Source organism: Geodermatophilus chilensis (genome assembly GCF_002802985.1).
Classification (GTDB): domain Bacteria; phylum Actinomycetota; class Actinomycetes; order Mycobacteriales; family Geodermatophilaceae; genus Geodermatophilus; species Geodermatophilus chilensis.
The window spans coordinates 47312-69492 of the sequence record NZ_NVPT01000001.1 but is presented as its reverse complement, the minus strand read 5'-3'; the positions used below and the strand labels follow the sequence as shown (position 1 = coordinate 69492).

35 protein-coding genes are annotated in these 22181 nt (G+C 70.0%); all 35 read left to right on the top strand.

The window, feature by feature from the left end; all coding sequences use genetic code 11:
• Positions 1-471: a 30S ribosomal protein S7 gene (gene rpsG / locus CNO22_RS00415; protein WP_091213426.1), complete on the top strand. Its 471-nt coding sequence runs from the start codon at positions 1-3 to the stop codon at positions 469-471.
• 99 nt (positions 472-570) lie between these two features.
• Positions 571-2670 carry an elongation factor G gene (fusA, locus tag CNO22_RS00410; RefSeq protein ID WP_100497383.1) on the top strand — a complete coding sequence of 700 codons (2100 nt, stop codon included), beginning with the start codon at positions 571-573 and terminating at the stop codon, positions 2668-2670.
• A 68-nt stretch (positions 2671-2738) separates the two neighbouring features.
• The gene (gene tuf / locus CNO22_RS00405) at positions 2739-3932 is read left to right on the top strand and encodes an elongation factor Tu (RefSeq protein ID WP_100497382.1); all 1194 of its coding nucleotides are present in this window, start codon (positions 2739-2741) and stop codon (positions 3930-3932) included.
• A gap of 163 nt (positions 3933-4095) precedes the next feature.
• The gene (gene rpsJ, locus CNO22_RS00400) at positions 4096-4401 is read left to right on the top strand and encodes a 30S ribosomal protein S10 (RefSeq protein WP_014742859.1); all 306 of its coding nucleotides are present in this window, start codon (positions 4096-4098) and stop codon (positions 4399-4401) included.
• A 15-nt stretch (positions 4402-4416) separates the two neighbouring features.
• Positions 4417-5082, top strand: coding sequence for a 50S ribosomal protein L3 (gene rplC / locus CNO22_RS00395; RefSeq protein ID WP_100497381.1), 666 nt, complete (start codon positions 4417-4419; stop codon positions 5080-5082).
• A complete protein-coding gene (rplD, locus tag CNO22_RS00390) occupies positions 5079-5858 on the top strand; it encodes a 50S ribosomal protein L4 (RefSeq protein ID WP_100497380.1) in 780 nt (259 codons plus the stop codon). The genes rplC and rplD overlap by 4 nt, the downstream gene beginning before the upstream one ends.
• Complete coding sequence (gene rplW, locus CNO22_RS00385; RefSeq protein ID WP_100497379.1) at positions 5855-6157, top strand: 50S ribosomal protein L23; 303 nt, start codon at positions 5855-5857, stop codon at positions 6155-6157. Before rplD ends, rplW begins: the two co-directional genes overlap by 4 nt.
• Positions 6158-6201: 44 nt before the next feature.
• Positions 6202-7035, top strand: coding sequence for a 50S ribosomal protein L2 (rplB, locus tag CNO22_RS00380; protein WP_091213410.1), 834 nt, complete (start codon positions 6202-6204; stop codon positions 7033-7035).
• A 23-nt stretch (positions 7036-7058) separates the two neighbouring features.
• Complete coding sequence (gene rpsS, locus CNO22_RS00375) at positions 7059-7340, top strand: 30S ribosomal protein S19 (RefSeq protein WP_012950478.1); 282 nt, start codon at positions 7059-7061, stop codon at positions 7338-7340.
• 20 nt (positions 7341-7360) lie between these two features.
• Positions 7361-7825 (top strand): 50S ribosomal protein L22, encoded by a 465-nt coding sequence (gene rplV / locus CNO22_RS00370; RefSeq protein WP_091213408.1) that lies wholly within the window; start codon positions 7361-7363, stop codon positions 7823-7825.
• Positions 7825-8739: a 30S ribosomal protein S3 gene (gene rpsC / locus CNO22_RS00365; RefSeq protein WP_100497378.1), complete on the top strand. Its 915-nt coding sequence runs from the start codon at positions 7825-7827 to the stop codon at positions 8737-8739. The genes rplV and rpsC overlap by 1 nt, the downstream gene beginning before the upstream one ends.
• A gap of 3 nt (positions 8740-8742) precedes the next feature.
• Entirely contained in the window at positions 8743-9159 is a 417-nt protein-coding gene (gene rplP / locus CNO22_RS00360) for a 50S ribosomal protein L16 (RefSeq protein WP_012950475.1), read from the top strand.
• The gene (gene rpmC, locus CNO22_RS00355; protein WP_072919070.1) at positions 9159-9392 is read left to right on the top strand and encodes a 50S ribosomal protein L29; all 234 of its coding nucleotides are present in this window, start codon (positions 9159-9161) and stop codon (positions 9390-9392) included. The genes rplP and rpmC overlap by 1 nt, the downstream gene beginning before the upstream one ends.
• A complete protein-coding gene (rpsQ, locus tag CNO22_RS00350) occupies positions 9389-9700 on the top strand; it encodes a 30S ribosomal protein S17 (protein WP_332870053.1) in 312 nt (103 codons plus the stop codon). The genes rpmC and rpsQ overlap by 4 nt, the downstream gene beginning before the upstream one ends.
• A 224-nt stretch (positions 9701-9924) precedes the next feature.
• On the top strand, positions 9925-10293 hold the full coding sequence (gene rplN / locus CNO22_RS00345) for a 50S ribosomal protein L14 (protein WP_012950472.1): 369 nt from the start codon (positions 9925-9927) through the stop codon (positions 10291-10293).
• Between the two features lie 2 nt (positions 10294-10295).
• The gene (gene rplX, locus CNO22_RS00340; protein WP_425284244.1) at positions 10296-10649 is read left to right on the top strand and encodes a 50S ribosomal protein L24; all 354 of its coding nucleotides are present in this window, start codon (positions 10296-10298) and stop codon (positions 10647-10649) included.
• Positions 10650-10653: 4 nt separating this feature from the next.
• Complete coding sequence (gene rplE, locus CNO22_RS00335) at positions 10654-11238, top strand: 50S ribosomal protein L5 (protein ID WP_091213401.1); 585 nt, start codon at positions 10654-10656, stop codon at positions 11236-11238.
• Positions 11239-11259: 21 nt separating this feature from the next.
• Positions 11260-11445, top strand: a complete 186-nt coding sequence (locus CNO22_RS00330) for a type Z 30S ribosomal protein S14 (RefSeq protein ID WP_012950469.1) — start codon at positions 11260-11262, stop codon at positions 11443-11445.
• A 155-nt stretch (positions 11446-11600) separates the two neighbouring features.
• Positions 11601-12005, top strand: a complete 405-nt coding sequence (gene rpsH / locus CNO22_RS00325; RefSeq protein WP_448617472.1) for a 30S ribosomal protein S8 — start codon at positions 11601-11603, stop codon at positions 12003-12005.
• A 12-nt stretch (positions 12006-12017) separates the two neighbouring features.
• Positions 12018-12557, top strand: a complete 540-nt coding sequence (gene rplF, locus CNO22_RS00320; RefSeq protein WP_100497376.1) for a 50S ribosomal protein L6 — start codon at positions 12018-12020, stop codon at positions 12555-12557.
• The gene (rplR, locus tag CNO22_RS00315; RefSeq protein ID WP_100497394.1) at positions 12557-12967 is read left to right on the top strand and encodes a 50S ribosomal protein L18; all 411 of its coding nucleotides are present in this window, start codon (positions 12557-12559) and stop codon (positions 12965-12967) included. The genes rplF and rplR overlap by 1 nt, the downstream gene beginning before the upstream one ends.
• A gap of 31 nt (positions 12968-12998) precedes the next feature.
• Positions 12999-13613 (top strand): 30S ribosomal protein S5, encoded by a 615-nt coding sequence (rpsE, locus tag CNO22_RS00310; protein WP_012950465.1) that lies wholly within the window; start codon positions 12999-13001, stop codon positions 13611-13613.
• 1 nt (position 13614) lies between these two features.
• Positions 13615-13797 carry a 50S ribosomal protein L30 gene (gene rpmD / locus CNO22_RS00305; protein ID WP_100497375.1) on the top strand — a complete coding sequence of 61 codons (183 nt, stop codon included), beginning with the start codon at positions 13615-13617 and terminating at the stop codon, positions 13795-13797.
• Positions 13798-13810: 13 nt separating this feature from the next.
• Positions 13811-14254: a 50S ribosomal protein L15 gene (gene rplO / locus CNO22_RS00300; RefSeq protein ID WP_091213391.1), complete on the top strand. Its 444-nt coding sequence runs from the start codon at positions 13811-13813 to the stop codon at positions 14252-14254.
• A 176-nt stretch (positions 14255-14430) separates the two neighbouring features.
• Positions 14431-15741, top strand: a complete 1311-nt coding sequence (secY, locus tag CNO22_RS00295; RefSeq protein WP_100497374.1) for a preprotein translocase subunit SecY — start codon at positions 14431-14433, stop codon at positions 15739-15741.
• On the top strand, positions 15741-16355 hold the full coding sequence (locus tag CNO22_RS00290; RefSeq protein ID WP_100497373.1) for an adenylate kinase: 615 nt from the start codon (positions 15741-15743) through the stop codon (positions 16353-16355). The genes secY and CNO22_RS00290 overlap by 1 nt, the downstream gene beginning before the upstream one ends.
• Positions 16356-16368: 13 nt before the next feature.
• Positions 16369-17229 (top strand): type I methionyl aminopeptidase, encoded by an 861-nt coding sequence (map, locus tag CNO22_RS00285; RefSeq protein ID WP_232806688.1) that lies wholly within the window; start codon positions 16369-16371, stop codon positions 17227-17229.
• A gap of 509 nt (positions 17230-17738) precedes the next feature.
• A complete protein-coding gene (infA, locus tag CNO22_RS00280) occupies positions 17739-17960 on the top strand; it encodes a translation initiation factor IF-1 (RefSeq protein ID WP_012950459.1) in 222 nt (73 codons plus the stop codon).
• Between the two features lie 71 nt (positions 17961-18031).
• Positions 18032-18145, top strand: coding sequence for a 50S ribosomal protein L36 (rpmJ, locus tag CNO22_RS00275; protein ID WP_012950458.1), 114 nt, complete (start codon positions 18032-18034; stop codon positions 18143-18145).
• A 14-nt stretch (positions 18146-18159) separates the two neighbouring features.
• Positions 18160-18540, top strand: a complete 381-nt coding sequence (rpsM, locus tag CNO22_RS00270) for a 30S ribosomal protein S13 (RefSeq protein WP_091380978.1) — start codon at positions 18160-18162, stop codon at positions 18538-18540.
• 101 nt (positions 18541-18641) lie between these two features.
• Entirely contained in the window at positions 18642-19049 is a 408-nt protein-coding gene (rpsK, locus tag CNO22_RS00265) for a 30S ribosomal protein S11 (RefSeq protein ID WP_014377968.1), read from the top strand.
• Between the two features lie 35 nt (positions 19050-19084).
• Entirely contained in the window at positions 19085-19711 is a 627-nt protein-coding gene (rpsD, locus tag CNO22_RS00260; protein WP_100497371.1) for a 30S ribosomal protein S4, read from the top strand.
• Between the two features lie 142 nt (positions 19712-19853).
• Positions 19854-20930, top strand: coding sequence for a DNA-directed RNA polymerase subunit alpha (locus CNO22_RS00255; RefSeq protein ID WP_091213383.1), 1077 nt, complete (start codon positions 19854-19856; stop codon positions 20928-20930).
• Between the two features lie 157 nt (positions 20931-21087).
• Entirely contained in the window at positions 21088-21738 is a 651-nt protein-coding gene (gene rplQ / locus CNO22_RS30340; RefSeq protein ID WP_100497370.1) for a 50S ribosomal protein L17, read from the top strand.
• Entirely contained in the window at positions 21735-22115 is a 381-nt protein-coding gene (locus CNO22_RS00245) for a hypothetical protein (RefSeq protein ID WP_100497369.1), read from the top strand. Before rplQ ends, CNO22_RS00245 begins: the two co-directional genes overlap by 4 nt.
• Positions 22116-22181 lie beyond the last annotated feature (66 nt).

Genomic DNA, 22181 nt, shown 5'->3' with positions numbered 1-22181 from the left:
ATGCCGCGCAAGGGCCCCGCACCGCGCCGCCCACTGGTCGCCGACCCGGTGTACCAGTCGCCGCTGGTGACCCAGCTGGTCAACAAGGTGCTCGTCGACGGCAAGCGCTCGGTCGCCGAGGCGATCGTCTACGGCGCCCTCGAGGGCTGCCGCGCCAAGACCGACACCGACCCGGTGGTCACGCTCAAGCGCGCCCTGGACAACGTCAAGCCGGCCCTCGAGGTCCGCAGCCGCCGCGTCGGTGGTGCGACCTACCAGGTCCCGGTCGAGGTCCGCGCCTCGCGCAGCACCACCCTCGGCCTGCGCTGGCTGATCCAGTACAGCCGGGCCCGTCGTGAGAAGACGATGACCGAGCGCCTGATGAACGAGCTGCTCGACGCGAGCAACGGTCTGGGTGCGGCGGTCAAGCGTCGCGAGGACACCCACAAGATGGCCGAGTCGAACAAGGCCTTCGCGCACTACCGCTGGTAGGTGCACCGCGCTGGCCCGGCCAGCACCCCGCGGCCGGCGGACGAGTCCGGGCCACCCCCGGACGTCCGCACGCGGACCCGAAGCAAAGAGGAGTGAGGAATGGCCAGCAACGAGGCCCAGCTCGCCAAGACCCGCAACATCGGGATCATGGCGCACATCGACGCCGGCAAGACCACGACGACCGAGCGCATCCTCTTCTACACCGGTATCAACTACAAGATCGGTGAGGTCCACGACGGCGCGGCCACGATGGACTGGATGGAGCAGGAGCAGGAGCGCGGCATCACCATCACGTCCGCCGCGACGAAGTGCTCCTGGAACGGTCACGACATCAACATCATCGACACCCCCGGGCACGTCGACTTCACCGTCGAGGTGGAGCGGTCCCTGCGGGTGCTCGACGGTGCGGTCGCGGTCTACGACGGGGTCGCCGGCGTGGAGCCGCAGACCGAGCAGGTCTGGCGGCAGGCGGAGAAGTACGGCGTCCCGCGCATGTGCTTCGTCAACAAGCTCGACCGCACCGGTGCGAACTTCTTCCGCTGCGTCGACATGATGGTCGAGCGCCTGGGCGCCAACCCGCTGGTGCTGCAGCTGCCGATCGGTGCCGAGGCCGACTTCATCGGCGTCGTGGACCTGGTCCAGATGCGTGCGCTCACCTGGCGTGGCGACACCGCGATGGGTGAGGACTACGCGGTCGAGGAGATCCCGGCCGAGCTCGCCGACCAGGCCGCCGAGTACCGCGAGAAGCTGCTCGAGGGTGTCGCCGAGACCGACGACGCCATCATGGAGGCCTACCTCGGCGGCGAGGACATCTCCGTCGAGACCCTGAAGGCCGCGATCCGCAAGGCGACCATCGCCGCGCAGGTCAACCCGGTACTCACCGGCACCGCGTTCAAGAACAAGGGCGTGCAGCCGCTCCTCGACGCCGTCGTGGACTACCTGCCCAGCCCGCTGGACGTCGGTGCGATCGTCGGCACGGCCATGGACGGCGAGACCGAGGTCCTGCGGCACGCCGACGAGGACGAGCCGTTCTCGGCGCTGGCCTTCAAGATCCAGACCGACCAGCACCTGGGCAAGCTGACCTACATCCGCGTGTACTCCGGGCGTCTGGACGCCGGGTCCCCGGTGCTCAACAGCACCAAGGACCGCAAGGAGCGGGTCGGCAAGATCTACCAGATGCACGCCAACAAGCGCGAAGAGCGTGCGGGCGTGGGCGCCGGCCAGATCGTCGCGGTCAACGGCATGAAGCAGACGACGACGGGTGACACCCTCTGCGACCCGCAGAAGCCGGTCATCCTCGAGTCGATGACGTTCCCCGCGCCGGTCATCTCGGTCGCCATCGAGCCCAAGACCAAGGGCGACCAGGAGAAGCTCGGCACCGCCATCCAGAAGCTGGCCGAGGAGGACCCGACCTTCCAGGTCCGCCTCGACGAGGAGACCGGTCAGACGGTCATCTCGGGCATGGGCGAGCTGCACCTGGAGATCCTGGTCGACCGCATGCGGCGCGAGTTCAAGGTCGAGGCCAACGTCGGCAAGCCCCAGGTCGCCTACCGCGAGACCATCCGCAAGGCGGTCGAGAAGTACGACTACACCCACAAGAAGCAGACCGGTGGGTCCGGGCAGTTCGCCAAGGTCCAGGTGACCATCGAGCCGCTCGAGGTGACCGGCGACGGCCCGACCTACGAGTTCGTCAACGCCGTCACCGGTGGTCGCGTCCCGCGGGAGTACATCCCGTCCGTGGACGCGGGCATGCAGGACGCCATGCAGTACGGCATCCTCGCCGGCTACCCGGTCGTCGGTGTCAAGGCGACGCTGGTGGACGGCCAGTACCACGAGGTCGACTCCTCGGAGATGGCCTTCAAGATCGCCGGCTCCATGGTCTTCAAGGAGGCCGCGCGCAAGGCCAGCCCGGCCCTGCTCGAGCCGATGATGGCCGTCGAGGTCGTGACGCCCGAGGACTACATGGGTGACGTCATCGGCGACCTGAACTCCCGGCGCGGGATGATCCAGGCGATGGAGGAGCGCTCCGGCGCCCGCGTCGTCCGGGCGCTCGTCCCGCTCTCGGAGATGTTCGGCTACGTGGGCGACCTGCGCAGCCGCACCCAGGGGCGGGCCAGCTACACGATGGTCTTCGACAGCTACGCGGAGGTCCCGCAGAACGTGGCCAAGGAGATCATCGCGAAGGCCACCGGCGAGTAACTCGCCACCCCGAGCACAGCCCACCCCAGAGCACGCACCACCTGCGTAACCACGGAGAGAGGAACCCAGTGGCCAAGGCCAAGTTCGAGCGGACCAAGCCGCACGTCAACATCGGCACCATCGGGCACATCGACCACGGCAAGACCACGCTGACCGCGGCGATCACCAAGGTGCTGCACGACAAGTACCCGAACCTCAACGAGGCGTCGGCCTTCGACCAGATCGACAAGGCGCCCGAGGAGAAGGCTCGCGGCATCACGATCTCGATCGCCCACGTCGAGTACCAGACGGAGAACCGTCACTACGCGCACGTCGACTGCCCCGGGCACGCCGACTACATCAAGAACATGATCACCGGTGCGGCGCAGATGGACGGCGCCATCCTGGTGGTCGCCGCGACCGACGGCCCGATGCCGCAGACCAAGGAGCACGTGCTCCTGGCGCGCCAGGTCGGCGTCCCCTACATCGTCGTGGCGCTCAACAAGGCCGACATGGTCGACGACGAGGAGATCCTCGAGCTCGTTGAGCTGGAGGTCCGCGAGCTGCTGTCCGAGTACGAGTTCCCGGGCGACGACGTCCCCGTGGTCCGCGTCTCGGCGCTGAAGGCCCTCGAGGGCGACGCCGAGTGGGGCGACAAGCTCATGGAGCTCATGAACGCTGTCGACACCGCCATCCCGGAGCCGCAGCGTGAGATCGACAAGCCGTTCCTCATGCCGGTCGAGGACGTCTTCACCATCACCGGCCGCGGCACCGTCGTGACCGGTCGCGTGGAGCGCGGCATCGTCAAGGTCTCCGAGGAGATCGAGATCGTCGGCATCCGCCCGAACTCGACCAAGACGACCGTCACCGGCGTCGAGATGTTCCGCAAGCTGCTCGACCAGGGCCAGGCCGGCGACAACGTGGGCCTGCTGCTGCGCGGGATCAAGCGCGAGGACGTCGAGCGCGGTCAGGTCGTCGTGAAGCCGGGCTCGATCACCCCGCACACGAACTTCGAGGGCTCGGTCTACATCCTCTCGAAGGACGAGGGTGGTCGTCACACGCCCTTCTTCAACAACTACCGTCCGCAGTTCTACTTCCGGACCACGGACGTCACGGGCGTCGTGACCCTGCCGGCCGGCACCGAGATGGTCATGCCGGGCGACAACACCGAGATGACGGTCGAGCTCATCCAGCCGATCGCCATGGAGGAGGGCCTGCGGTTCGCCATCCGTGAGGGTGGCCGCACCGTCGGCGCCGGTCGCGTCACCAAGATCCTCAAGTAACACCCCGACGGGCGGTGGCGCACCCCTGCGCCGCCGCCCGTCCTCGGGTGGCCGTGCCTGTGTGCACGGACACCCACCCCGCTGGGGCCAGACCGGATGAGGTCCGGGACACCCGGCGTTCCCAGCAAGAACTGACACCGATCGGCAGGAGCAGAAGACAGCGATGGCGGGACAGAAGATCCGCATCCGGCTGAAGGCCTACGACCACGAGGCGATCGACGCCTCGGCGCGGCGCATCGTCGACACGGTGACCAAGACCGGTGCGCGCGTCGTCGGCCCGGTGCCGCTGCCGACGGAGAAGAACGTGTACTGCGTCATCCGCTCGCCGCACAAGTACAAGGACTCGCGCGAGCACTTCGAGATGCGCACGCACAAGCGCCTCATCGACATCCTCGACCCGACGCCGAAGACGGTCGACGCGCTCATGCGCATCGACCTGCCGGCCTCGGTCGACGTCAACATCCAGTAAGGGCAGTCAGCAGACATGGCGAGCACATTCCGTGGTCTCCTCGGCGAGAAGCTGGGCATGACCCAGGTCTTCGACGAGAACAACCGCATCGTGCCGGTGACCGTCGTCAAGGCGGGCCCGTGTGTGGTGACCCAGGTGCGCACCCCCGAGGTCGACGGCTACAGCGCCGTCCAGCTCGGGTTCGGTGAGATCGACCCGCGCAAGGTGAACAGGCCCGAGGGCGGGCACTTCGCCAAGGCGGGCGTGACGCCGCGCCGCCACCTGGTCGAGCTGCGCACGAAGGACGCGTCGGACTACACGGTCGGCCAGGAGCTGACCGCCGAGGTCCTCGACGGCGTGGCCAAGGTCGACGTCATCGGCACCAGCAAGGGCAAGGGCACGGCCGGTGTCATGAAGCGGCACGGCTTCCGCGGCCTGGGTGCCGCGCACGGCACCCAGCGCAAGCACCGGTCGCCCGGTTCCATCGGCGGGGCCTCGACCCCCGGCCGCGTGTTCAAGGGCCTGCGCATGGCCGGCCGCATGGGCGCGGTCAAGACGACGACCCTGTCGCTGAACGTCCACAAGGTGGACGTCGAGCGCGGGCTGCTGCTGATCAAGGGCGCGATCCCCGGCCCGAAGGGCGGCCTCGTGCTCGTCCGCTCGGCCGTCAAGGGCGGGCCCGTGGGGAGTGAGAACCAGTGACCCAGGCCACCGACACCCGGACCGACCGGCAGGTCGACGTCCGGACCCCGGCGGGGGAGACCTCCGGCAGCGTCACGCTGCCCGGTGAGCTCTTCGACGCGTCGGCCAACGTCTCGCTCATGCACCAGGTCGTCGTGGCCCAGTTGGCCGCCGCGCGCCAGGGCACGCACGCGACGAAGACCCGGGGCCAGGTCAGCGGTGGTGGCGCCAAGCCCTACCGCCAGAAGGGCACCGGCCGCGCCCGGCAGGGCTCGATCCGCGCGCCGCAGTTCGAGGGCGGTGGCATCGTCCACGGTCCCCAGCCGCGCGACTACTCGCAGAAGACCCCGAAGAAGATGAAGGCGGCCGCTCTGCGCGGTGCCCTCTCCGACCGGGCCCGCGAGAACCGTGTGCACGTGGTGAGCACCTTCGTCGACGGCGACGCGCCGAAGACCAAGGCCGCGCTGGCGACCCTCCAGTCGGTCACCCAGGCCCGGCGGGTGCTCGTGGTCCTCGACCGCGACGACACGCTCAGCTGGGTGAGCCTGCGCAACCTGCCGCAGGTGCACCTGCTCGAGGCCGGCCAGCTCAACACCTACGACGTGCTGGTCGCCGACGAGGTCGTCTTCACCGAGGCCGCGCTCGCCGAGTTCGTCGCCGGGCCGTCGAAGGGCCGTGAGGTCGCCAAGCCCGACCTGACGACGCCGGACGTGCCGGGTGCCATCCCGTCCATCCAGCCGGCCGAGGGCACCACCGACCTCGACACCGCCACCGACACCACCGAGGAGAAGGCGTGAGCGTCCGCGACCCCCGGGACGTCCTGCTGTCCCCGGTCATCTCGGAGAAGAGCTACGGGCTGCTCGACGAGAACCAGTACACGTTCGTCGTCCTGCCCGAGGCCAACAAGACGCAGATCAAGATCGCGGTCGAGCAGGTCTTCAACGTGAAGGTCCTCGGCGTGAACACGATCAACCGCCAGGGCAAGCGCAAGCGCAGCCGGGGCAACAAGCTCGGCAAGCGCAAGGACACCAAGCGCGCGATCGTCTCGCTGGCGCCCGGCGACCGCATCGAGATCTTCGGTGGTCCCGGCGCCTGAGCGCCGCGACCGATCGGACCAGAGACAGAGGAACTGAGTCAGCAATGGCTATCCGCAAGTACAAGCCGACGACGCCGGGCCGCCGCGGCTCCAGCGTCGCCGACTTCGCCGAGGTCACCCGCGACCATCCCGAGAAGTCGCTGGTCCGGCCGCTGCACGGTCGCGGCGGGCGCAACGTCCACGGGAAGGTCACCGCGCGGCACCAGGGTGGCGGGCACAAGCGCGCCTACCGGGTCATCGACTTCCGTCGAGCCGACAAGGACGGCGTGCCGGCGAAGGTCGCGCACATCGAGTACGACCCGAACCGCACCTCGCGCATCGCGCTGCTGCACTTCGCCGACGGCGAGAAGCGCTACATCATCGCGCCGGCCCGACTGAAGCAGGGCGACACGGTGGAGTGCGGTCCCTCGGCCGACATCAAGCCGGGCAACAACCTGCCGCTGCGCAACATCCCCGTCGGCACGGTGGTCCACGCCATCGAGCTGCGGCCCGGTGGCGGCGCCAAGATCGCCCGGTCGGCTGGCACCAGCGTCCAGCTGGTCGCCCGTGAGGGGCGGCTGGCGCAGCTGCGCATGCCGTCGGGCGAGATCCGCAACGTCGACGTCCGCTGCCGCGCGACCGTCGGCGAGGTGGGCAACGCCGAGCAGTCGAACATCAACTGGGGCAAGGCCGGCCGCATGCGGTGGAAGGGCAAGCGCCCGACCGTCCGCGGTGTCGCCATGAACCCGGTGGACCACCCGCACGGTGGTGGTGAGGGCAAGACCTCCGGTGGTCGCCACCCGGTGAACCCGAAGGGCAAGCCGGAGGGCCGCACGCGCAAGCGCAAGGCCAGTGACGCCCTGATCGTGCGCCGCCGGCGCACCAACAAGAAGCGCTGAGCGGGTAGAGGAGTCCGACAGACATGCCACGCAGCCTGAAGAAGGGCCCGTTCGTCGACGACCACCTGCTCAAGAAGGTGGACGCGCAGAACGACAAGGGCACCAAGAACGTGATCCGGACCTGGTCGCGCCGTTCGACGATCATCCCGGACATGCTCGGCCACACGATCGCCGTCCACGACGGCCGCAAGCACGTGCCGGTCTTCGTGACCGAGGCGATGGTCGGGCACAAGCTCGGCGAGTTCGCGCCCACCCGCACCTTCCGTGGGCACGTGAAGGACGACCGCCGGTCCCGGCGCGGCTGACCAGGTAGAGAGAGATCCCCATGACATCCCAGCTGGGACAGGAGACGCCGGTCGCCCGGGCCACCGCCCGGTTCGTCCGCGTCACCCCCATGAAGGCACGCCGGGTGGTGGACCTCATCCGCTACCTGCCGACCGACGAGGCCCTGGCACTGCTGCGCTACGCGCCGCAGGCCGCCAGCGAGCCGGTCCTCAAGGTGGTCGCCAGCGCGGTCGCCAACGCCGAGCACAACCTGCGGCTCGACCCCGCGGCGCTGGTCGTCAGCGCGGCGTACGTCGACGAGGGCCCGACGCTCAAGCGGATCCGTCCGCGGGCGCAGGGCCGCGCCTACCGCATCAACAAGCGGACCTGCCACATCACCGTCGAGGTCGCGGAGGTCTCCTCCAGCACCGAGCTCGCCGGCAAGTCGCGCACGGCCCGCCGCCGCACCGGGCAGTCCGGCCCGGCCGCGCAGCAGAAGAGCAACACGAGGGGAGGGACCCGCTAGTGGGTCAGAAGGTCAACCCGCACGGGTTCCGTCTGGGTATCACCACCGACTACAAGTCCCGGTGGTACGCCGACAAGCTGTACAAGGACTACGTCAAGGAAGACGTCGCGATCCGCAAGCTCATGTCCAAGGGCATGGAGCGGGCCGGCATCTCCAAGGTCGAGATCGAGCGCACCCGTGACCGGGTCCGCGTCGACATCCACACCGCCCGGCCGGGCATCGTCATCGGCCGGCGCGGTGCGGAGGCCGACCGCATCCGCGGCGAGCTGGAGAAGCTCACCGGCAAGCAGGTGCAGCTGAACATCCTCGAGGTCAAGAACCCCGAGTCCGACGCGCAGCTGGTCGCCCAGGGCGTCGCCGAGCAGCTCTCCAGCCGGGTCAGCTTCCGCCGGGCCATGCGCAAGGCCATGCAGTCGGCCCAGCGCAGCCCGCAGGTCAAGGGCATCCGGGTGCAGTGCTCCGGTCGCCTGGGTGGCACCGAGATGAGCCGGTCGGAGTTCTACCGCGAGGGGCGGGTGCCGCTGCACACCCTCCGGGCGAACATCGACTACGGCATCTACGAGGCCCGGACCACCTTCGGCCGCATCGGCGTGAAGGTCTGGATCTACAAGGGCGACGCCAGCGGCTCGCGTGCCGAGCGGGACGCCCTCGAGGCCCTCGCCGCCCGGCAGCAGCGCCGTGAGCGCTCGCAGCGTCCGCGCCGCTCGGGCTCCTCGGGCACCACCGCGGGCGGGACCGAGGCCGGCCGCGCCGCTGCCGAGTCCTCGACCGGCCCCGCCGTCGACACCACCGACAGCGCGGTGGCCGCGACCTCCGGCGACGCTGCCTCCCAGCAGTCCGTCGCGGACGCCGCCGGCCCCGAGGCCACCGCTGCGGCCGAGAACACGGCCGCGCAGAACCCCACGGAGGGCTGACACGTGCTGATCCCACGGCGCGTCAAGCACCGCAAGCAGCACCACCCGAGCCGCTCGGGTCGTGCCAAGGGCGGTACCGAGATCAACTTCGGTGAGTACGCCATCCAGGCGCTCGAGCCGGCGTACGTGACCAACCGGCAGATCGAGTCCGCTCGTATCGCCATGACCCGCCACATCCGCCGTGGCGGGAAGGTCTGGATCTCCATCTACCCGGACCGCCCCCTCACCAAGAAGCCGGCCGAGACCCGCATGGGTTCCGGTAAGGGTTCGCCGGAGTGGTGGGTCGCCAACGTCAAGCCGGGCCGGATCATGTTCGAGCTGTCGGGCGTGGCCGAGCCGGTGGCCCGCGAGGCGATGCGCCGCGCGATCCACAAGCTGCCGATGAAGTGCCGCTTCATCACTCGTGAAGGAGAGGTGTGATGGCCGCCGGTCTGACCGCTCCCGAGCTGCGTGAGCTCTCCGCCGAGGAGCTCGCCACGCGGCTGCGCGAGTCGAAGGAAGAACTGTTCAACCTGCGGTTCCAGGTGGCCACCGGCCAGCTGGACAACAACCGGCGGCTGCAGACGGTCCGCCGCGACATCGCCCGGATCTACACGATCATGCGCGAGCGCGAGCTGGGCCTCTCGGTCGCCCCGAACGAGGGTGTGGCATGAGCGAGCCCCAGCCGGCGAGCGTCAACGAGGCGACCGCGTCGGGCCCCGGCCTGGCCGGCCGTGGCTACCGCAAGGTCCGCGAGGGTCTCGTGGTCAGCGACAAGATGGACAAGACCATCGTCGTCGAGGTCGAGGACCGCGTGAAGCACGGCCTCTACGGCAAGGTCATCCGTCGCACCAGCAAGCTGAAGGCCCACGACGAGCAGCAGGTCGCCGGCATCGGTGACCGCGTGCAGATCATGGAGACCCGGCCGACGTCGGCCACCAAGCGGTGGCGGCTGGTCGAGGTCCTCGAGAAGGCCAAGTAGGTCAGACGGGGACCCGCGTGGTCCCCGTCGGAGGCGCCCTCCGGGGCGGGTCCAGGAGCGAGTACCCTGGACGACTGGCGCGCTCTTGCGGGTGCGCGCCCATCCCGGTACCCGTGCACGGACGCACCGGCGGCTGACGCTGCCGGTGCGTCCGCACGTGGGTGCCGGACAGCCGGTTCACCGTTCCGGCCCGGCTGTCACAACTGAGATCAGGGAGTAAGGACGTGATCCAGCAGGAGTCGCGACTGCGGGTCGCCGACAACACCGGTGCGAAGGAGATCCTCTGCATCCGGGTGCTCGGCGGGTCGGGGCGACGCTACGCGGGCATCGGCGATGTCATCGTCGCCACCGTCAAGGACGCGCTGCCCGGTGCGGGGGTCAAGCGGGGCGACGTCGTGAAGGCCGTCGTCGTCCGCACGGTGAAGGAGCGTCGTCGTCCCGACGGCTCCTACATCCGCTTCGACGAGAACGCCGCCGTCATCATCCGCGACAGCGGCGACCCGCGCGGTACGCGCATCTTCGGCCCGGTGGGCCGTGAGCTCCGCGACAAGCGCTTCATGCGGATCATCTCGCTCGCTCCGGAGGTGCTGTGACCATGGCTGCGAAGAAGGACACGACGGCCAAGGCGCCGTCGATGAAGGTCAAGAAGGGTGACACCGTCGTGGTGCTGTCCGGCAAGGACAAGGGCGCCAAGGGCCGGGTGATCGCCGCCTACCCGAAGCTGCAGAAGGTCCTCGTCGAGGGCGTGGGCCGGGTCAAGAAGCACACCCGGATCAGCTCCAACCAGCGTGGTGCCCAGTCGGGCGGGATCGTCACGCAGGAGGCTCCCATCCACGTGAGCAACGTGATGGTGATCGACTCCGAGGACAAGCCGACCCGGGTCGGCTACCGCAAGGACGAGGAAGGCCGCAGCATCCGGGTCTCGCGGCGCACCGGTAAGGACCTCTGACGCCATGAGTGCACCCACCCGTGAGCTGCCCCGCATGCTCGCCCGCTACCGCGACGAGATCGTCCCGGCGCTGCAGAACGAGTTCGGCTACGAGAACGTCATGCAGATCCCGCGGCTGACGAAGATCGTCGTCAACATGGGCGTCGGCGAGGCCACCCGTGATGCCAAGCTGATGGACGGCGCGGTCCGCGACCTCACCGCCATCACCGGGCAGAAGCCGGCCGTCGTCCGGGCCCGCAAGTCCATCGCCCAGTTCAAGCTGCGCGAGGGCATGCCGATCGGCGCGAAGGTCACCCTCCGCGGCGACCGCATGTGGGAGTTCCTGGACCGGCTGCTGTCGCTGGCACTGCCCCGCATCCGTGACTTCCGCGGGCTCAACGCCAAGCAGTTCGACGGTCACGGCAACTACACGTTCGGCCTGACGGAGCAGTCGATGTTCCGCGAGATCGACGTCGACAAGATCGACCGTCCGCGCGGCATGGACATCACGCTGGTCACCACCGCCACGAACGACGAGGAGGGTCGCGAGCTCCTCCGCCTGCTGGGCTTTCCGTTCGCCGGCCAGCCCGTCGTCACCACCACCCGCTGAGCCGGGGGAGGAGACACCCACATGGCCAAGAAGGCGCTGATCAACAAGGCGGCCCGCAAGCCGAAGTTCGCGGTCCGCGGCTACACCCGGTGCCAGCGGTGCGGTCGTCCGCACTCGGTCTTCCGCAAGTTCGGCCTGTGCCGGATCTGCCTGCGGGAGATGGCACACGCCGGCGAGCTGCCGGGCGTCAGCAAGTCCAGCTGGTAAAGGACCCGCTCCTCCCCACCGCTCGCAAGCTCGCGGCGGGCCCCGGGAGCGGGCCGTTCCAGCGCCTCACCACACCCGAAGCACCACCGATCGCCGAGAGGCCCGCGCGAGACCGCGTGAGGAACCGCGGCGAGAGAGGCACGACACCCATGACGATGACCGACCCGATCGCCGACATGCTGACGCGGATCCGGAACGCCAACCAGGCGTACCACGACTCCACGACCATGCCGTCGTCCAAGCTGAAGACGCACATCGCCGAGATCCTCCAGCAGGAGGGCTACATCGCCGGCTGGACCGTCAACGAGGTCGAGAAGGACGGCACCACCCGCAAGGAGCTGGTGGTGGACCTCAAGTACGGCCCCAACCGTGAGCGGAGCATCGCCGGCGTCCGGCGCGTCTCCAAGCCCGGTCTGAGGGTGTACGCCAAGTCCAACGCGCTGCCGAAGGTGCTGGGCGGCCTAGGGGTGGCCATCATCTCCACCTCGACCGGGCTGCTGACCGACCGCCAGGCGAACAAGAAGGGCGTGGGTGGGGAAGTCCTCGCCTACGTCTGGTGAGGAGCGAGTGACATGTCGCGGATCGGACGACTGCCGATTCCCGTGCCCGGTGGCGTGGACGTCACCATCGAGGGCCAGACGCTGAGCGTCAAGGGCCCCAAGGGCACGCTGAGCCACACCGTCGCCTCGCCGATCACCGTCGAGCGCGGCGAGGACGGCACGCTGCAGGTGCAGCGGCCGGATGACGAGCGGGAGAGCCGTGCTCTGCACGGGCTGTCGCGCACGCTCATCGCCAACATGATCACCGGCGTCACCGAGGGTTACACCAAGACCCTCGAGATCGTCGGTGTCGGGTACCGCGTGCAGGCCCGCGGGTCGGACCTCGAGTTCGCCCTGGGCTACAGCCACCCGGTGCCGGTGAGGGCCCCCGAGGGCATCACCTTCACCGTCGAGTCCCCGACCCGCCTGCGGGTGGCCGGGATCGACAAGCAGTTGGTGGGGCAGGTCGCGGCCAACATCCGTGGGCTGCGCCGTCCGGACCCGTACAAGGGCAAGGGCGTGCGCTACCAGGGCGAGGTCGTCAAGCGCAAGGTCGGGAAGACGGGTAAGTGATGGCACAGACCGAGAAGAGTGGCGCTCGGGTCCACAAGCCCGTCGGCACCGACATCAGCACTGCACGGCGGGTCTCCCGTCTGCGCCGGCACACCCGCCTGCGCAAGCGCGTGGGCGGCACCCCGAAGCGCCCGCGCCTGGTGGTCAACCGCAGCTCGCGGCACATCCACGTCCAGGTCGTCGACGACACCGTCGGCCGTACCCTGGTCAGTGCCTCGACGCTGGACGCCAGCCTGCGCAGTGCCGAGGGCGACAAGTCCACGCTGGCCCGCCAGGTCGGCGCCCTGGTGGCCGAGCGCGCCAAGGCGGCCGGGATCACCGCGGTCGTCTTCGACCGGGGCGGCAACCGGTACCAGGGCCGCATCGCGGCGCTGGCCGACGGCGCGCGCGAGGGCGGGCTGGACTTCTGATGAGCGACGAGCAGATCGAGAGGGACGTCTGATGCCAGGACCACAGCGACGCGGCGGCGGCGCTGGCGGCGGCAACGACCGCCGGGACCGTCGTGACGGCGGGCGGGGGCCCGGCGGCGCGCCTGCCGAGAAGAGCAACTTCATCGAGCGCGTGGTGGCCATCAACCGCGTGTCCAAGGTCGTCAAGGGTGGTCGGCGCTTCAGCTTCACCGCCCTGGTGATCGTGGGCGACGGCGACGGCACCGTGGGCGTCGGCTACGGCAAGGCCAAGGAGGTGCCCGCGGCGATCGCCAAGGGCGTCGAGGAGGCCAAGAAGCACTTCTACAAGGTGCCGCGCATCGCCAGCACCATCCCGCACCCGGTGCAGGGTGAGGCGGCGGCCGGTGTCGTGCTGCTCAAGCCGGCCAGCCCCGGTACCGGTGTCATCGCCGGTGGCCCGGTGCGTGCCGTGCTCGAGTGCGCCGGCATCCACGACGTGCTCTCCAAGAGCCTCGGGTCCTCGAACCCGATCAACATCGTGCACGCGACCATGCAGGCGCTGAAGGAGCTCGTCCGTCCCGAGGAGATCGCGGCCCGCCGCGGTCTGCCGCTCGAGGACGTCGCTCCCGCGGCCATGCTGCGGGCGCGTGCGGGCCAGGGGGTCTGAGATGGCGCAGCTGAAGGTCACCCAGATCCGGTCGGCGATCGGCACCAAGCCCAACCAGCGCCAGACGCTGCGCTCGCTGGGCCTCAAGCGGATCAACGACTCGGTCGTCCAGGAGGACCGTCCCGAGATCCGCGGGATGGTCGCGACGGTGCCGCACCTGGTCGCCGTCGAAGAGATCAGCTGAGCAGGGACACACAATGACTCTCAAGGTCCACCACCTGCGTCCGGCCCCGGGCGCCCACACCCCCAAGACCCGCGTGGGTCGCGGTGAGGGCTCCAAGGGCAAGACCGCCGGTCGCGGCACCAAGGGCACCGGTGCGCGGGGCAACACCTCCGCACGGTTCGAGGGCGGGCAGACGCCGCTGCACATGCGGCTGCCGAAGCTCTCGGGCTTCAAGAACCCGAACAAGGTCGTCTTCCAGGTCGTCAACCTCGACCGGATCGCGGCTCTGTTCCCCCAGGGCGGCTCGGTGAACCCCGACTCCCTCGCCGAGGCCGGCGCGGTGCGCCGTGGCCAGCCGGTGAAGGTGCTCGGCACCGGCGACCTGGGCGGTGTCCAGGTGCACGTGCACGCGCACGCCTTCTCCGCGTCCGCCGCCGAGAAGATCGGCGCGGCCGGGGGCAGCACCACCCGCATCTGACCGCGGACGACCCCCGGGGCGCACCAGCGCCCCGGGGGTCGTGTGCTGCCCGGCCCGGTGCGCCAGCCGCGCCGACCGGCCCGGGGACGACGACACCGCGGCGCCCGTACCGACGGGTGCTGCGGATCGGTGTCCCCGCCGTTGCTAACCTCATCCGACCGAGCAGGGGAGGGCACGTGCTGCAGGCGTTCGCCGCGGCGTTCCGGACGCCAGACCTCCGGCGCAAGCTGCTGTTCTCCCTGGCGATCATCGCCGTGTACCGCCTGGGTGCCGCCATCCCCGGACCGGGCGTCTCGGTGGAGGCCATCAACAGCTGTCTCGAGCAGGCCCAGGCCTCCGACCAGCGGGACCTCTACTCGCTGGTCAACCTGTTTTCCGGCGGCGCACTGCTCCGGCTGTCGGTCTTCGCGCTCGGCATCATGCCGTACATCACCGCGAGCATCATCGTGCAGCTGCTCGTCGTGGTCATCCCACGCTTCGAGCAGCTGAAGAAGGAAGGGCAGTCGGGTCAGGCCAAGCTGACCCAGTACACCCGCTACCTGACGATCGCCCTCGCGGTCCTGCAGAGCACCGGCATCATCGCCCTCGCCCGCAGCGGCCAGCTGTTCCCGGGCTGCTCGCAGGACATCATCCCCTCGGACTCCATCTGGACGACGGTCGTCCTGGTGGTCGCGCTGACCGCCGGCACCGCGGTGATCATGTGGCTGGGCGAGCTGCTGACCGAGAAGGGGATCGGCAACGGCATGTCCGTGCTGATCTTCACGTCGATCGCCGCCCGGATCCCCGCCGAGGGCGGGGCGATCCTGCAGACCCGCGGCGGCGTCGTCTTCACCCTGGTCTGCCTCCTGGCCCTGGTGGTCATCGGCTCGGTCGTCTACGTCGAGCAGGCCCAGCGACGCATCCCGGTGCAGTACGCCAAGCGCATGGTCGGCCGCCGGATGTACGGCGGGACGTCGACCTACCTGCCGCTGAAGGTCAACCAGGCCGGTGTCATCCCGGTCATCTTCGCCTCGTCGCTGCTCTACCTGCCGCAGCTGATCACGCAGCTGCAGGGGGACGAGACCGGCCCGGTGCGCCAGTTCTTCGAGAACTACGTCGTCGACCAGAGCAGCCCGGTGCACATCGCGATCTACTTCGGTCTGATCGTCTTCTTCACGTACTTCTACGTGTCCATCACGTTCAACCCGGAGGAGCGGGCCGAGGACATGAAGCGCTACGGCGGCTTCATCCCGGGTATCCGCCCGGGCCGGCCCACCGCCGAGTACCTGCAGTACGTGCTGTCCAGGATCACCCTGCCGGGGTCGATCTACCTGGGGCTGGTGGCAGTGTTGCCCAACCTGTTCCTCTCCATCACGCAGGAGGGGCAGAACCAGAACTTCCCGTTCGGAGGCACCGCGGTGCTGATCATGGTCGGAGTGGGGTTGGAGACGGTGAAGCAGATCGAAACGCAACTCAACCAGCGTAACTACGAAGGGTTCCTGAAGTAGTGCGCGTCGTCCTGCTGGGCCCTCCCGGAGCGGGCAAGGGGACCCAGGCGCAGATCATCGCCGGCCGGCTCGGCGTGCCGGCCATCTCGACGGGTGACATCTTCCGCGCCAACGTGAGCGGCAAGACCGAGCTCGGGCTGCAGGCCAAGAGCTACATGGACGCCGGCGACCTCGTCCCCGACGAGATCACCGTGGCCATGGTCAAGGACCGGCTGGCCGAGGACGACGCCAAGGGCGGGTTCCTGCTCGACGGCTTCCCGCGGACGATCGCCCAGGCCGAGCAGCTGCGGGACTCGCTCCGCGAGCTCGGCCACGGCCTCGACTGCGTGCTCGAGCTGGCCGTGGACGAGGACGAGCTGGTCCGCCGGCTCTCCGGTCGCCGGACGATGGTCGACGGCGAGTGGGTGCAGCGCTCCGACGACGAGCCCGAGACCGTGCGGCACCGGCTGCGGGTGTACCGGGAACAGACCGCGCCGCTCTCGGGTTGGTACGAGGGCGAGGGGCTGCTCACGCGCATCGACGCCATCGGCGCGGTCGAGGAGGTCACCGAGCGGGCGATGAGCGCGCTGGAGGCCTGCGGGGGCACGCGTCCCGACGGGCCGGGCGCGGGCTGAGGGCAGGCGGCACATGACGGCCGCGGGGATCCTCGGTCGGATCCCGCTGCTGGCGAAGTGGAGTGGACGGATGATCCAGATCAAGACGCCGCAGGAGCTGGAGCTCATGCGGGGTGCGGGCCTCGTCGTGGCGGGCGCGATCGCCGCCGTCCGGGCGGCCATCCGGCCCGGTGTGACCACCGGTGAGCTGGACGCCATCGCCGAGGACCACATCCGCAGCGCCGGTGCCGTGCCGTCCTTCCTGGGCTACCACGGCTTCACCGGCAGCATCTGCGCGTCGATCAACGACGAGATCGTCCACGGCATCCCGGACCGGGGCCGCACCCTCGCCGAAGGCGACAACATCTCCATCGACTGTGGCGCCATCCTCAAGGGCTGGCACGGCGACTCGGCGGTCACCGTGACCGTCGGGCCGCCGTCGGCGGAGGACGCCGCGCTGATGGACGTCACCGAACGGTCGATGTGGGCGGGCCTGGCCAAGGCGCTGGCCGGCGGGCGGCTGACCGACATCAGCCACGCCGTCGAGGGGACGATCACGGCCGAGCAGCACCCGTACGGGATCGTCGACCACTACGGCGGGCACGGCATCGGCACCGAGATGCACCAGGACCCGCACGTGCTGAACTACGGCCGGCCCGGGCGGGGCCCCCGGCTGGTGCCGGGGCTGGCGCTGGCCATCGAGCCGATGGTGACCGTGGGCGACCCGGCCACCGTCGAGCTCGAGGACGGCTGGACCGTGGTCACCAAGGACGGGTCGCGTGCGGCCCACTTCGAGCACACCGTCGCCATCACCCCCGAGGGCCCGTGGGTCCTCACGGCGGAGGACGGCGGCGTCGCGGGGCTGGCTCCCTTCGGGATCACCCCGCGCACCTGAAAGAGGACCCGCCTGCCCCCCACCACTCGCTCCGCTCGTGGCGGGGTCCTGCAGGCGGGCCGCCGTCCTCCCCACCCTCCGCAAGCTCGGGGTCGGACCCGGGACGGGGCCACTGCTCCCACCCTCGTCCCGCTCGTGGCGGGGTCCTGCAGGCAGGCCGCCGTCCTCCCCACCCCCCGCAAGCTCGGGGTGGGACCCGGGACGGGGCGCTGGCCCCACTCCTCGCCGGCTCGCGGTGGGCCGCCAACATGCCTCACGAGGCCGGGGCGGCGCTCTTCCGAGACCGCTGGCTGTGATCGAGGCCGGGTTGGAGAGGCGCGCCGGGGCGGGGTAGAGTGGCCGATGGCGCTCGCGCCGCTCTGTCGTCGTGCTGTGGCCGTACGACCCGGAGCGCCCTCGCGGGAGCGTCTGCACCACCCGTTCTGTACACCACCAAGTGCGTTAGCCCGGGTTCCGGCATGGGCGCCCGAGGACACCAGCACCACCGAGACAGGGAGGCCGTGTAGGGCATGGCGAAGAAGGACGGGGCCATCGAGGTCGAGGGTCGCGTCGTCGAGCCGCTGCCCAACGCGATGTTCCGGGTCGAACTGCAGAACGGGCACCGGGTGCTCGCCCACATCAGCGGCAAGATGCGGCAGCACTACATCCGCATCCTGCCCGAGGACCGCGTGGTCGTGGAGCTCTCGCCCTACGACCTGACCCGCGGTCGCATCGTCTACCGGTACAAGTAACCGCCGCCGCGCGCAGCCCCGAGGGGCGGGCGCGCTCGGCGCACGATCGACAGGAATGAGGGGCGGCACCGGTGAAGGTCCAGCCGTCGGTGAAGAAGATCTGCGACAAGTGCAAGGTGATCCGCCGGCACGGCCGGGTCATGGTCATCTGCGACAACGCCCGCCACAAGCAGCGGCAGGGCTGAGGGAGTACCTGGACATGGCACGACTGGCCGGCGTCGACCTGCCCCGCGAGAAGCGGATGGAGATCGCGCTCACCTACATCTACGGCATCGGCAAGACCCACGCCAAGGAGACCCTGGCCGCGACGGGCGTCAGCCCGGACCTGCGGGCCAAGGACCTCACGGACGAGGACCTGCTGAAGCTGCGCGACTACATCGACGAGCACTTCCGCGTCGAGGGTGACCTGCGCCGCGAGGTGGCCGCCGACATCCGCCGCAAGGTGGAGATCGGTTGCTACCAGGGCCTGCGTCACCGTCGCGGTCTGCCCGTGCACGGGCAGCGCACCCGCACCAACGCGCGCTCGAGCAAGGGCCCGCGCAAGACCATCGCCGGCAAGAAGAAGGCCGGCAAGAAGTAAGCCGCGCCGCGCGCCGTCGCACAGTCCCGTGAGGGCGGGAGCGACGGCGCGCCGCACGTGCTCACCTGGCCACTGATCGTTCAGAAGGAAACCGGAGAGACATGCCTCCCAGGGCTCGCGCCGCGGCTGGTGCCAAGAAGGTCCGCCGCAAGGAGAAGAAGAACGTCGCCCACGGCGCCGCGCACATCAAGAGCACGTTCAACAACACGATCGTGTCGATCACCGACCCCAACGGGAACGTGATCAGCTGGGCCTCGGCCGGCCACGTCGGCTTCAAGGGCTCGCGCAAGTCCACGCCGTTCGCCGCGCAGATGGCCGCCGAGAACGCCGCGCGCAAGGCGCAGGAGCACGGCATGCGCAAGGTCGACGTCTTCGTCAAGGGCCCCGGCTCCGGCCGTGAGACCGCCATCCGGTCCCTCCAGGCCACCGGCCTCGAGGTCGGCCAGATCCAGGACGTGACCCCGCAGCCGCACAACGGCTGCCGCCCGAAGAAGCGTCGCCGGGTCTGACCGGCCACTGACGAGACTGACGAGGAGTACCTGACGTGGCCCGTTACACCGGAGCCGACTGCCGCATGTGCCGGCGCGAGAAGATGAAGCTGTTCCTCAAGGGCAGCAAGTGCGAGTCCCCGAAGTGCCCGATCGAGATCCGGCCCTACCCGCCGGGCGAGCACGGCCGGGGCCGCAGCAAGGACAGCGAGTACCTGCTGCAGCTGCGGGAGAAGCAGAAGGCGCGCCGCATCTACGGCGTCCTGGAGAAGCAGTTCCGCGGCTACTACGAAGAGGCGAACAAGAAGTCGGGCAAGACCGGTGAGGTCCTGCTGCAGATCCTCGAGTCGCGCCTCGACAACGTCGTGTACCGGGCCGGCTTCGCCGAGTCCCGCGACATGGCCCGCCAGCTGGTGCGCCACGGCCACATCCGGGTGAACGGCCGCAAGGTCGACATCCCGTCGTACCGGGTCAGCGCCAACGACATCGTCGAGGTCGCCGAGAAGTCGCGGCGCATGCTGCCCTTCGAGGTCGCCCAGGCCCGCGCCGGTGAGCGTCCCGTGCCGCCGTGGCTGGAGGTCATCAGCAGCCAGCTGCGCGTGCTGGTCCACAGCGTCCCGGCCCGTCAGGTCATCGACACCCCGGTCCAGGAGCAGCTGATCGTCGAGCTCTACTCCAAGTAGGAGTTCGTCGCCTGGTGCAGGGACCCCCGGGGTCCCTGCACCAGGCCGGCTCCGGCGGGCGGACAGATGTCTGCCGGGGCCTGCACCACCCCCTCACGGCGTCATATGGCGGTCGCCGGAGGACTCGAAGGAGAACAGCACCATGCTCATCGCACAGCGCCCCACGCTGACCGAGGAGACCATCTCCGAGCAGCGCTCGCGGTTCGTCATCGAGCCGCTGGAGCCCGGCTTTGGCTACACCCTCGGCAACTCCCTGCGCCGCACCCTCCTGTCGTCGATCCCCGGTGCTGCTGTCACCAGCATCCGGATCGAGGGCACCCTGCACGAGTTCACCACCGTGCCGGGCGTCAAGGAGGACGTCACCGAGATCATCCTCAACCTCAAGGGCCTGGTCGTCAGCTCCGACTCCGACGAGCCGGTGACCATGTACCTGCGCAAGCAGGGCCCCGGTGAGGTCACCGCCGCCGACATCGCGCCCCCGGCCGGTGTCGAGGTGCACAACCCCGAGCTGCACATCGCCACGCTGAACGGCAAGGGCCGGCTGGAGATCGAGCTGGTCGTCGAGCGGGGCCGCGGCTACGTGCCCGCGCCGCAGAACAAGCAGCCCGGCCAGGAGATCGGGCGCATCCCGGTCGACTCGATCTACTCGCCGGTCCTCAAGGTGACCTACGCCGTCGAGGCCACCCGTGTCGAGCAGCGGACCGACTTCGACCGCCTGGTCGTCGACGTCGAGACCAAGCCGTCGATCGCCCCGCGTGACGCGATCGCCAGCGCCGGCTCCACCCTGGTCGAGCTGTTCGGCCTGCTGCGCGAGCTGAACATCGACGCAGAGGGCATCGAGGTCGGCCCGAGCCCGGCCGAGGCCGCGGACATCGCCAACTTCTCGATGCCGATCGAGGACATGGACCTCACCGTCCGGTCCTACAACTGCCTCAAGCGCGAGGGCGTGCACACCGTCGGTGAGCTCGTGACCCGCTCCGAGGCGGACCTGCTGGACATCCGGAACTTCGGGGCCAAGTCCATCGACGAGGTCAAGATGAAGCTGGCGGCCATGGGCCTGGCGCTCAAGGACAGCCCGCCCGGGTTCATCCCCACCTCGGTCGAGAGCTACGACGAGGGCTACGAGACCGACGCCTACCAGGGCCACGGCGAGTTCGCCGCGGGCTATGACCAGGCGCAGTACGACGACGGCTCCTACCAGGAGACCGAGCAGCTCTGACAGCGCGTGCCGGACGGCGGGGCGACCCGCCGTCCGGCACCGCTGCCGGGCCCGCCACACTGGCCCGGAGGCACCACCCGCGCGCAGCGCACGAGACGTCAGCACCACCATGGAACGCAGCCGGCACCGCGGCCCGGCAGCCTGAGGAAGGACCGACATGCCCACCCCCACCAAGGGCCCCCGTCTCGGCGGTTCCCCCGCGCACGAGCGGCTGATGCTGGCCAACCTGGCCACGTCGCTGTTCGAGCACGGGCGGATCACCACCACCGAGGCGAAGGCCAAGCGGCTGCGTCCCCTGGCCGAGAAGCTGGTGACCTTCGCCAAGCGCGGTGACCTGCACGCCCGCCGTCAGGTGATGACGACCATCCGGGACAAGGACGTCGTCCACACGCTGTTCGCCGAGATCGGGCCGCGCTTCGCGGACCGTCCGGGCGGTTACACCCGCATCACCAAGGTGGGCCCGCGCAAGGGCGACAACGCCCCCATGGCGGTCATCGAGCTGGTCGAGGGCCAGACCGTGGCCCAGCAGGCCGTCGGCGAGGCCGAGCGTGCCCGCGGCACCCGGTTCGCCGGTGCCGCCTCGGGTGCCGGTGCCGTTGCCGCCTCCGGTGAGGTCACCGCGGACGCGCTCCAGTCCGCTGACGCCGACGCCACGGACGCCGCGACCACCGACGCCGAGGCGACCGACACCCCGGCCACCGACACCGACACCGACGCCGCTGTGGACGACGCGGACGCCACCACCGAGACCGTCGCGGCCGACGCCGAGACCCCGGGCGACGCCGAGGAGACGGGCGGCACCCGATGAGCGAGCGGGAGCCGGGCGTGGGCGGCAACGCCGGCGCCGCGGGCGTCTCCGCCGGCGGCGGTGACCAGGGCGCGACCTTCGAGGGCGAGACCACCGGCCCCGGTGGCGACACCTCGCCGGCCGTGACCTCCGGCGACGTGGACGCCGAGGCGCAGGAGGTCGTCACCGACCTCTACAACCCCGACGGCGAGCGTCAGGACGACGGCGACGCCACGCCCGAGCCGACCGCTGAGAACACCGCGGTGGTCGCCGACCCGGTGCTGTCCCCGGACGTGGCTGCTGCCGCGGCTGCCGAGGTCGAGGCCGCCGAGCTCGGCGACGCCGCCACCGCCGGCACGCACGCGCCCGGGGGCGAGTCCGCTCCCGACCCCCGGTGAGCGGTCGCTGACCACTCACCGCACTCCTGACGAGCCCGCCACCGCACCCGGTGGCGGGCTCGTCCG